This window comes from Meiothermus rufus DSM 22234, from assembly GCF_000423425.1.
GTDB classification, from domain to species: domain Bacteria; phylum Deinococcota; class Deinococci; order Deinococcales; family Thermaceae; genus Meiothermus; species Meiothermus rufus.
Genome location: NZ_AUHY01000081.1, coordinates 1 through 9,733 on the forward strand (window position 1 = coordinate 1; position 9,733 = coordinate 9,733).

Sequence of the window (9,733 nt, forward strand, 5' to 3'; positions counted from 1 at the left end):
GCCGAGGAGTCCTAAACTCAATGGTCACGTGGAGCGGGTGCAACGGACCTTTAGGGAGGAGCTCTATACCCGGCCTCTGCCCCCCCGGCTCAGCGAGCTACAGGCAGAGCTGGATGCCTACCTGGACCACTACAACCGCCGAAGGCCTCACATGGCCCTGGGGGGTCTTGCTCCCTTGGAGTATTTAGCTAAGATGCAGGAGGAGTCGGTTCCCCAGTCTCACATGTGTTGACCGATTACAGGCTCTTGCATTTTTTGACAGACTGTGCTAACAATGTAGCTCGTAAAGTCTGCAAACGATTGCAATATACGCCGAAAGCAAGAGTCCGTGTGTTTCAAAGTCTTTGGTCTAGTCGCGTTTATTGATATCGGTCTGATGCAAACGATTGCATATGGTAAGCCTCGAGGACGTCGCAAAGCACGCTCAGGTCTCTACCGCGACCGTTTCCAGAGCCCTATCCCGTCCAGAGATGGTCGCTGAGGCTACTCGTGAACGCATACTGCAGGCAGCCCGCGAACTGGGCTACCAACCTAATCAACTAGCCCGTAGCCTGCGTCAGCGCAGCAGCCGCACTCTAGGCTTGATCATCACCGATATCCTCAACCCCTTCCACGCCACCTTGGCCAAAGGCGTTCAGGATGCCGCAGAAAAGCGCGATTATACCGTATTTTTCTTTAACACCGACGAAGACCCAGAAAAAGAGAAACGGGCGCTCAACGTTCTGCGGGGACACCTTCCGCGAGGACTGCTCATCGTCCCAAGCCCCAAGGCTAGGGAAAACCTTAAGCAGGTGCCCAAGATTCCCATTGTTGAACTAGATCGCACCAGTGGAACCCCTGGGGTACGCACGGTAATGGTAGACAACGCTGGGGGCGCTAAAACCGCTGTGCAGCACCTGATTGAACTAGGCCATCGGCGCATCGGCATGATTGTTGGACGGCTGGACATCTCCACCGCAGTTGAGCGCCATCAAGGCTACCGTGAGGCACTGCTAGCTGCAGGGATTCCTTACCGTGAGGAACTGGTTCTACCTGGTAACCACCGGGAAGAGGATGGCCGCCAAGCCGCGCTAGCCTTGCTCTCCCTCCCTAAAGAGGAGCGGCCCACCGCGCTTTTTGTGGGCAACAATGAAATGACCGTGGGTGCCGTGCTAGCCGTGCGCGAACTGGGCATTCGCATTCCGGAAGAGCTATCCATTGTAGGCTTTGACGATTCCCGCTGGGCTGCCACCATGCACCCAGCCCTTACCGTGGTGGCCCAACCCACCTACGAGCTGGGCTTCCTGGCCTGCGAGACCCTGCTTAGCTCGCTTAGTCGGGGCCAGGCTGCTTTGCCCACCAGCATTCGCTTGGACACCACCTTCATCGTGCGGGAGTCCACCGCCCCACCGGGCGGTTTGAGCAAAGGGCTCGGAAAGCAAAGGAGGAATAGGCACTAGGAAGCAGGTAAACATCAGGGTGAAGGTCTTTTCGGAGGTAAAGGGTATGCACAAAACAACGATCATCGCAGGCTTTTTGGTAGCAGGTGTGGCGGCACTGGGGCTGGTTACTGCACAAAACAAGACCCCCTACATTGGGCTCATCACCAAAACCGAGTCCAACCCCTTCTTTGTCAAGATGAAGGAAGGGGCCAGCAAAGAGGCTCAGAAGCTGGGGGCCCGGTTCATCAGTGCTGCGGGTAAAACCGATGGCGACAATGCTAGCCAGGTGGCGGCCATCGAAAACATGGTGGCGGCGGGGGTCAACACCATCCTGATCACCCCTAGTGATGCCAAAGCCATTGTTCCAGCCATCCAAAAAGCGCGGGCTGCAGGGGTACAGGTTATCGCCCTAGATAGCCCCACCGACCCAGTTAGTGCAGTGGATGCCCTGTTCGCCACCAACAACTACCGGGCCGGTGAGCTGATCGGAGCCTACGCCAAAGCTGCTATGCGAGGCAAACCCCTAGTCATCGCTACTCTCGATCTATTCCCCGGCCACCCAGTGGGCGCTCAGCGGCACAACGGTTTCCTGAAGGGCCTGGGCCTGCAAAGCTTTGAACCGGAGAGCAACGAGCTGGCCAAGCCAGCAGAGGTGGTTTGCATGGCTGATACCTATGGTGATCGAGCCAAAGGACAGACGGCCATGGAAAACTGCCTGCAGAAAAACCCCAACATCAACCTGGTCTACACCATCAACGAGCCTGCCGCCGCCGGCGCTTACCAGGCTTTACGGGCCGCTGGCAAGGAAAAGAGCGTAATGATTGTTTCGATAGATGGCGGCTGTGAGGGTGTACGGAATGTGGATAGAGGCATCATTGCCGCCACCTCCCAGCAGTACCCCCTGCGCATGGCAGCCATGGGTGTGCAGGCTGGGGTAGAATACGCTAAAACCGGCAAAAAGGCCCAAGGTTACGTAGATACTGGGGTTGAGCTTATCGCTAAGACACCCATGCCTGGGGTACCCAGCAAGGATGTCAAATACGGCCTGGAAAACTGCTGGGGTCAGTAAACCCAAAAGCTGAGCGGGTGGTGGAGCCACCTCCACCACCCCACTTTCCGATAAAAAGGGGCGGTAGTATAAAAGGCAAAAAATCTGAGGTTCACATGGCACAAGAGCAATCCGGTACCACCCAAAGGCCCGGCAGCTTCCTGGAACGGCTCCCTAGCCTGAGCATTCTGGGCCCACTGGTAGCGCTTTTTTTGGCCGTAGTTTTTTTTAGCCTCCAGTCCGACCGCTTTCTAACCGGGCAGAACTTTTCCTTGATTTTGCAGCAAATCTCGGTGGTCGCTGTGCTGGCCATCGGCCAGACCCTGATAATCCTAACTGCCGGCATCGACCTCTCGGTGGGCTTTGTGATGGCTCTGGGCACCATGGTGATGGCTAAGTTTGCGGTGGAACTGGGCCTACCCCCCTTGCTGGCCATCCTCTGCGGCATAGTCGTCACCACTGCATTTGGCTTTTTAAATGGTTTTTTAATCACCCGTTTTCGCCTGCCCCCCTTCATCGTCACCCTGGGCACCATGAACATCGCCTTCGCCCTGACCCAGATCTACTCCCGGGCCCAGACCGTAAGCGGCTTGCCAGACGCCCACCTCTTCTGGGGCAACACCTTCCGCATCGGCGAGACGGTCCTCACCTATGGGGTGGTTCTGATGATTGTGCTGTACCTGCTGGTTTGGTTTTTCCTGAGCGAGACTGCCCCGGGCCGGCACCTCTACGCGGTGGGCAACAACCCCGAAGCCGCTCGCCTAATGGGCATCCCCACCCAGCGGGTTCTGCTGCTCACCTACACCATCGCGGGGTTCTTCTACGGCATTGCGGGCTGGCTGCTCATCTCCCGCACCAGCGTAGCCGATCCCAACGCTGGTCAGACCGAGAACCTAGAGACCATCACTGCGGTGGTGCTGGGTGGTACCAGCCTGTTTGGAGGGCGGGGCATGATTCTGGGCACCCTGCTGGGGGCCATCATCGTGGGGGTCTTCCGCAACGGCCTGACCCTGACTGGGGTCTCCTCGGTCTACCAGGTTCTCATCACCGGCATTCTGGTCATTCTGGCGGTCACCGCTGACCAGATTTCCAAACGGAGGAGCTAGATGAAACCCAACCCTGCCCCTTCCACTCCCCCTCACCCTGGGGCGTTGCCCGAGCCTCAGCCGGAGGCAGCGCCCCGACCCCGGGTGGTACTCGAGGCCCGCGGTCTGGTCAAGCGATACGGCCATGTCACCGCTCTGGACGGCACCGATTTCGAGCTGCGCGAAGGCGAAATTCTGGCGGTCATCGGCGACAATGGTGCGGGTAAATCCACCCTGATCAAGGCCCTTTCGGGAGCCATCATTCCCGATGCGGGCCAGATATTCCTGGACGGCAAACCGGTGCACTTCCGCAGCCCCATCGATGCCCGGCGGGCAGGCATCGAAACGGTTTATCAGGACCTGGCGGTTGCTCCAGCTATGACCATTGCAGAAAACCTCTTCCTGGGCCGGGAGATTCTACGGAAAGGCTGGTTAGCCCGACTCCTGCGCTGGATTGACAAGAAAAGGATGTTAGAAGAAGCCATTGCTGATATGCAGGACCTCAAAATCGGCATCCGCTCCATGAGCCAGGCGGTGGAGACCCTCTCCGGGGGACAGCGTCAGGGAGTAGCAGTGGCCCGTGCTGCGGCCTTTGCCCAGCACGTGGTGATTATGGACGAGCCTACCGCCGCGCTGGGGGTGAAGGAGGGTAACATGGTGCTCGAGCTCATCCGCCGGGTGCGCGACAACGGCCTGCCGGTCATCATCATCAGCCACAACATGCCCCACGTGTTTGAAATCGCCGACCGCATCCACATTCAGCGCCTGGGCAAGCGGGTCGCGGTGGTCAACCCCAAGACCATCCGCATGTCCGATGCCGTAGCGGTCATGACCGGGGCCAAGATGCCCGAGGAACTGAGCCCAGAGATGCTAGCCTACTAGCAATGCTGCTGGGCCTCGACCTGGGTACGGGTTCCTGCAAAGCCCTGCTGCTGAGCCTGGAGGGCCAGGTGTTGGCCGAGGCCAGCCAGGGCTACCCGGTACTTTCCCCTAAGCCGGGCTGGGCTGAGTCCGAGCCAGCGGCCTGGTGGCAGGCTGCGGTGGCAGCAACTCGAGCGGTGGTGGGGGCCCAGGGTAAGCGTGTTCTGGCCCTGGGCCTTTCCGGCCAGATGCACGGGGTGGTGCTGGCCCAGGCCGATGGAACCCCTCTCCGCCCAGCTATTCTCTGGGCCGATGGGCGCTCGGAAGAAGCCCTTGGGGCCTATCACCGACTGCCCGAAGCCCAGCGCCGACGGCTGGCCAACCCCCTGGCGGTGGGGATGGCCGGCCCCAGCCTGCTGTGGCTAAAGGAACACGAGCCAGCCAACTACCGCGCGGCCCGCTGGGCCTTGCAACCCAAGGACTGGCTGCGGCTCTGGCTAACGGGCCAGGCTCTGTCCGAACCCTCCGATGCCTCAGGCACCCTGCTGTACGACCTCGAGGCCGACACCTGGGCCCTGGAAACCCTAAGGGCCCTGGGCCTCTCCCCCACCCTGCTGCCCCCCCTGGTCCCCTCTGGCAGCCTGGCTGGCCACCTGACCCCTGCTGCCGCCGAGGTCCTGGGCCTACCTGCGGGCCTCCCGGTGGCTGCCGGGGCTGCGGACACTGCCGCGGCTTTGCTGGGAAGTGGGGTAGGGATAGGCGAGGTCCAGCTGGCTGTGGGCACGGGGGCCCAGGTGGCCTGGGTGTTGGGGCACCCTCGAGCCGATCCCACCCTGCGCACCCACCTCTACCGGGCTGCCCTGCCAGGGCAGTGGTATGCCCTGGCGGCCATGCAGAACGCCGGGCTAGCCCTGGAATGGGTACGAAACCTGCTGGGGCTAGACTGGGAAGGGCTGTACCGGGAGGCCCGCGCGGTGCCGCCGGGCGCGGAGGGCCTTACCTTCCTGCCCTACCTGACCGGCGAGCGCACCCCCCACCTCGACCCCCAGGCCCGGGGGGTCTGGGCAGGGTTGGGGCGGCACCACCACCGGGGCCACCTGGTGCGGGCTGCCCTGGAGGGGCTGGCCTTTAGCCTGCGCGAAGGCTTGGAAGCCCTCGAGGTGCCCCCCGGTACCCCGCTGCGCCTGGCCGGCGGAGGCAGCGCAGAACCCTTCTGGCAGCAGATGCTGGCCGATGTGCTGGGCCGTCCCCTGATGGCCGCCCCGGTTCGCTCGGCCTCGGCCCGCGGAGCGGCCCTGCTAGGGGGCATGGCCATCGGGGGCACAGTGCCGGATTCCCCCGAGCCGCCCTTACTGGTCGCCAGTCCACAAAGCGTGGTCTACGAGGAGGCCTACCAGCGCTACCAGGCACTCTACGCTCGGCTTAAGGGATGGTTCTAGCGGTACAATCCTTCTCGTGAAACTGCTGAGCGATGCGGAAGTGCGGGTGCTGGGCACCCTAATTGAAAAACAATACGCCACTCCAGACTACTACCCCATGACCGAAAACGCCATCCGGCTGGGGGCTAACCAGAAAAATAACCGCAACCCGGTCACCCAGCTGAGCGAAGCCGAGGTACGTGAGGCGTTGGACTCCCTTCAGCGCAAAGGGCTGTGCGGCATGTTCCGCGAGCATGGCGCCCGCGCACCCAAGTACCGGCAGTTTCTGGATCGGGAGTTCAAGCTCGAGCCCCCTGCTACCATCGTGATGGCCTTGCTGATGCTGCGCGGACCGCAAACCCTGGGCGAGCTGCGGGCCCGGGCCGAGAGCATGAACCACAAGTTCGCTTCGCTCCAGGAAGTCGAGGCCGTGGTGCAAGCCCTGATCAACCTGGCTCCCCAACCCCTGGTAACCCCCCTGGAACGCCGTCCCGGCGAGCGTGAAACGCGCTACGCCCATCTCCTGGCCGGAACCCCCTCCCTCCCCACACAGGCTGAGGAAAAGAGCGAGATAGAAAGCCGGCTCGAGGCCCTAGAAGCAGAGGTACGCGAGTTACGCCAAAGCCTGGGGGAGCTTCGGCAAGCCCTGGGCATGGAAAAAACCGAGGCCATGTAGCCCCGGTTCATTCTTTGGTGGGCGATGTAGGATTTGAACCTACGACCCCACGCGTGTGAAGCGTGTGCTCTCCCGCTGAGCTAATCGCCCGATTGTAGGCCTGCCCATGCAAGCGCACTCAAAAGGGTAACACCCGGCTTGGGGCGTGTCAAGCCAAACTGCCGCAAGGTCTGGGTATCATGAACCTCGTGGAAGAGGCTTTGTTGGTCAAAATTGGGGGAAGTTTGCGGGAAGCCGAAGAACTATTGGACGAACTGGCCGCCTACCCAGGCCCATTGGTACTGGTGCACGGGGGCGGGCCCAGAATCGGAGAGTGGCTGAGCCGAATGGGCTTTGAGACCCGCTTCCACCAAGGCCTGCGGGTTACCCCGCGGGAGCAAATGGAGGTGGTGGAAATGGTGCTCACCACCCTGGGTAAACAGCTTGCCCAGGGGCTATCGCAGCGTGGCCGCCCGGCTATTGCCCTTAGCGGGCGCGATGGGAACCTGCTAAAAGCCAGGGTACTCGAGCCTACCCTGGGCCGGGTGGGCGAGGTCACCGAGGTTGCCCAAGAACTCTTGTGGAAGCTGCTGCAGGCTGGCCTGACCCCTTTGGTAGCCCCCATCGGGCTGGACGCTCAAGGGCCCCTGAACATCAACGCCGACACTGCCGCCGGGGCTATAGCCGGGGCACTGCGCCTGCCGGCGGTCTTCCTGACCGATGTGGTGGGGGTGCTGCAGAGCCCCCAAAACCCCACCAGCCGCTACCCTCAGCTCCGGCGCGCCCAGGTACAGGCTTTGATCCAGGGAGGCATCATCTCCGGTGGGATGATCCCCAAGGTGGAGGCCGCTCTGCACGCCTTGGACAGGGGAGCCCCCTGGACCACCATTGCCAAAGGGGGCCGGGGTGTGCTGCCACAAGTACAGACCGGCCAGGCTGGCACGCGCATTCTGCCGGACTAGGCTCGGGGACATTCCTCCCTCGAGCTGGGCCTATAATCCGCCTCGAGGTGGGTATGCCGGTAGAGTGGAACGAGAGTTATGCGGTGGGTGAGGCCCGCATAGACAGGCAGCACAAAAACCTCTTCGATTTCATCAACCGCCTAGAAAACCTAATTGCCCAACAGCGCCTCGAGCCCAGCGAGGTAGAAAACCTCTTTGCTTTTCTCGACGCCTACGTCAACACCCACTTTGCCTACGAGGAACTTTGCATGCGCTTGCGGGGCTGCCCAATTGCCCAAAAAAACAAGGAGGCCCACGATAAATTCCTAAGCTTCTGGGCAGGGTTCCTAAAGGAATACTCCCCCGCAACCGTCTCCCTAAAAGCCCTAGAAGAGCTGCAGGAGACCCTGACCAGTTGGCTCAAGCAACACATCTGCAAGATAGATGTAAAGCTGCGCCAGGCCTAGCCCTTGGTTTGACCTTCGGCCCCCTTTAGTGGCAGAATCGCCCCCATGCAGGCCGTTTGGATGGAGGCCCGTGGAGGCCCTGAGGTTTTGCGCTATGGTGAGATAGCCGCCCCCCCGGTGGGGGCAGGCCAGGTGCGGGTGGCGGTAAAGGCGGTGGCCCTCAACCACCTCGACCTGTGGGTACGCAAGGGGGTGGCCAGTCCTAAGCTGGCCCTCCCCCACATCCTGGGATGCGATATCGCCGGGGTGGTGGAGTCGGTAGGGGCCGGCGTGGAGGGAGTTGGCCCAGGGGATGCGGTGGTGCTCAACCCTGGGGTCTCCTGCGGCCGGTGTGAGCGCTGTCTGAGTGGTCAGGACAACCTCTGCCCCGAATACCAAATCCTGGGCGAGCACCGCTGGGGCGGCTACGCCGAGCTGGTTACCGTTCCTGCTGCCAATGTGTTGCCTAAACCCGCTAACCTGAGCTGGCTCGAGGCCGCCGCCATACCCCTCACCTTCCTTACCGCCTGGCAGATGGTGGTGGACAAACTCCAGGTCAGGCCTGGCGAGGATGTGCTGGTGATGGCAGCAGGCTCGGGCGTATCTGTAGCAGCCATCCAAATCGCCAAGCTTTATGGGGCAAGGGTCATCGCCACTGCCAGCAGCGAGGCCAAGCTGGCCCAGGCCCGCGCCTTGGGCGCCGACGAAGCTGTCAACTACACTCGCCCGGACTGGTTTAAGGAGGTACGCCAGCTCACCGGCGGCAAGGGCGCCGACGCGGTGGTCGATCACACCGGGGCCCAGTACTGGGAAGGGGTCATTAAGGCTACCGCCTGGGGGGGGCGGATCAGCCTGGTAGGGGCCTCCTCCGGTTACGAGGCCACCACCCCGCTTTCCCACATCTTCTACCGCCAGCTTTCCATCTTTGGTTCGACCATGGCCAGCAAAAGCCGCCTCTTCCCCATTCTGCGCTGGGTTAGCCAGGGCCGGCTCCGACCCGTAGTAGGGGCTACCCTGCCCCTGGATCAGGCCGCCGAGGCGCACCGCTTACTAGAGGCACGGCAGGTGTTTGGTAAGGTGGTTTTGCAGGTGGGTTAGGGGTTTTTCCCCAGTAGTCGCCTAAGGTTTTGCATCCGGGGATAGCCGATAGACCACCACCCCACCCCTGGTTAACTACGTCCGGCGGGTTGCCCAAGTAACCTGCATAAATTTGAACCAAGTTCGCATAACGCTTTCTTGTCTAAATACCCAAAAACCAAACGGGTTTAGAGCAAAAGCCCCGGAAAAAGGCTAAAGGCAGGCCGATTGGTTCTTGTGGCTCTGGATGTAGATCAAGGCCGCCCGCACGGCATGGCGCGGGGCCTTCAGAGGGGCCTGGGGGCTGGGGTCAAGTAAATAAACCTCGATTCCCAAGAGCACAAGGGCCTTGAACAATTCCTCTTTGCTTCGCCAGTCCATAGCCTGCTGCACCTCGAGGTTCGCCAAGCCCGTTACAAAACTTGGAAATGAACCTGGACGGACACATGTGAGACTCTAAGCTGGGATAAAAAGAGGGGAACCAACCAAGAAAGGAGGTTCCCCAAGTGCAGCTTACCACGGTTGGCAAAGCGATATGGCAAGGAGCGAGGAAGGCCCAGGAGCTGGGAGCGGCCGGAGCCAGCGACCCCCTGGTCCAGGAACGGCTACGCAAGCTCAAGCAGGTGGAGGCGTTCAGGAAGCACGGGGTGAGCTGGCCCGAGATCCAGGCCCTGGTGGGGATCAGCCGGGCCACCTACCACCGCTGGAAAAAAGCCCTAAAAGAAAAGGGCCTGGCCGGACTCAAACCCCGCTCCCGCCGCCCTAAGCACCTGCGCGCAAA

The 9,733-nt window shown here is 61.4% G+C and carries 11 protein-coding genes, 1 tRNA gene and 1 pseudogene; 11 read left to right on the plus strand and 2 right to left on the minus strand.

Annotated features, from left to right (window positions below):
- The 7 genes and pseudogenes from G552_RS16840 to G552_RS0112425 form a co-directional block, all read left to right on the plus strand.
- Window positions 1-243, plus strand: a pseudogene (locus G552_RS16840) (integrase core domain-containing protein); the annotation flags it as partial.
- A gap of 149 nt (window positions 244-392) precedes the next feature.
- Entirely contained in the window at window positions 393-1,439 is a 1,047-nt protein-coding gene (locus tag G552_RS0112400; RefSeq protein ID WP_027883322.1) for a LacI family DNA-binding transcriptional regulator, read from the plus strand.
- Window positions 1,440-1,485: 46 nt separating this feature from the next.
- Entirely contained in the window at window positions 1,486-2,490 is a 1,005-nt protein-coding gene (locus G552_RS0112405) for a sugar ABC transporter substrate-binding protein (RefSeq protein ID WP_027883323.1), read from the plus strand.
- 95 nt (window positions 2,491-2,585) lie between these two features.
- Window positions 2,586-3,575 (plus strand): ABC transporter permease, encoded by a 990-nt coding sequence (locus G552_RS0112410; RefSeq protein ID WP_027883324.1) that lies wholly within the window; start codon window positions 2,586-2,588, stop codon window positions 3,573-3,575.
- A complete protein-coding gene (locus G552_RS0112415; protein WP_027883325.1) occupies window positions 3,576-4,436 on the plus strand; it encodes an ATP-binding cassette domain-containing protein in 861 nt (286 codons plus the stop codon). It abuts the gene before it with no gap.
- A gap of 2 nt (window positions 4,437-4,438) precedes the next feature.
- A complete protein-coding gene (gene xylB / locus G552_RS0112420) occupies window positions 4,439-5,854 on the plus strand; it encodes a xylulokinase (RefSeq protein ID WP_027883326.1) in 1,416 nt (471 codons plus the stop codon).
- A 16-nt stretch (window positions 5,855-5,870) separates the two neighbouring features.
- A complete protein-coding gene (locus G552_RS0112425; RefSeq protein WP_027883327.1) occupies window positions 5,871-6,509 on the plus strand; it encodes a YceH family protein in 639 nt (212 codons plus the stop codon).
- Between the two features lie 15 nt (window positions 6,510-6,524).
- Here G552_RS0112425 and G552_RS0112430 read toward each other — a convergent pair.
- Window positions 6,525-6,599, minus strand: a tRNA-Val gene (locus G552_RS0112430).
- Between the two features lie 98 nt (window positions 6,600-6,697).
- Between G552_RS0112430 and argB the strand changes: the two genes are divergently transcribed.
- The 3 genes from argB to G552_RS0112445 are packed head-to-tail and all read left to right on the plus strand — an operon-like array spanning window position 6,698 to window position 8,973.
- Window positions 6,698-7,450 (plus strand): acetylglutamate kinase, encoded by a 753-nt coding sequence (argB, locus tag G552_RS0112435; protein WP_027883328.1) that lies wholly within the window; start codon window positions 6,698-6,700, stop codon window positions 7,448-7,450.
- A gap of 53 nt (window positions 7,451-7,503) precedes the next feature.
- Window positions 7,504-7,896: a bacteriohemerythrin gene (locus G552_RS0112440; RefSeq protein ID WP_027883329.1), complete on the plus strand. Its 393-nt coding sequence runs from the start codon at window positions 7,504-7,506 to the stop codon at window positions 7,894-7,896.
- 45 nt (window positions 7,897-7,941) lie between these two features.
- Entirely contained in the window at window positions 7,942-8,973 is a 1,032-nt protein-coding gene (locus G552_RS0112445; RefSeq protein WP_027883330.1) for a zinc-binding dehydrogenase, read from the plus strand.
- A gap of 192 nt (window positions 8,974-9,165) precedes the next feature.
- Here the strand turns inward: G552_RS0112445 and G552_RS15435 are convergent, their stop codons facing one another.
- Window positions 9,166-9,360: a hypothetical protein gene (locus G552_RS15435; RefSeq protein WP_245575201.1), complete on the minus strand. Its 195-nt coding sequence runs from the start codon at window positions 9,358-9,360 to the stop codon at window positions 9,166-9,168.
- Window positions 9,361-9,458: 98 nt separating this feature from the next.
- Here G552_RS15435 and G552_RS0112455 point away from each other — a divergent pair.
- Window positions 9,459-9,733 (plus strand): helix-turn-helix domain-containing protein (locus G552_RS0112455; protein WP_027883331.1); only part of this gene is annotated, 275 nt, incomplete at its 3' end.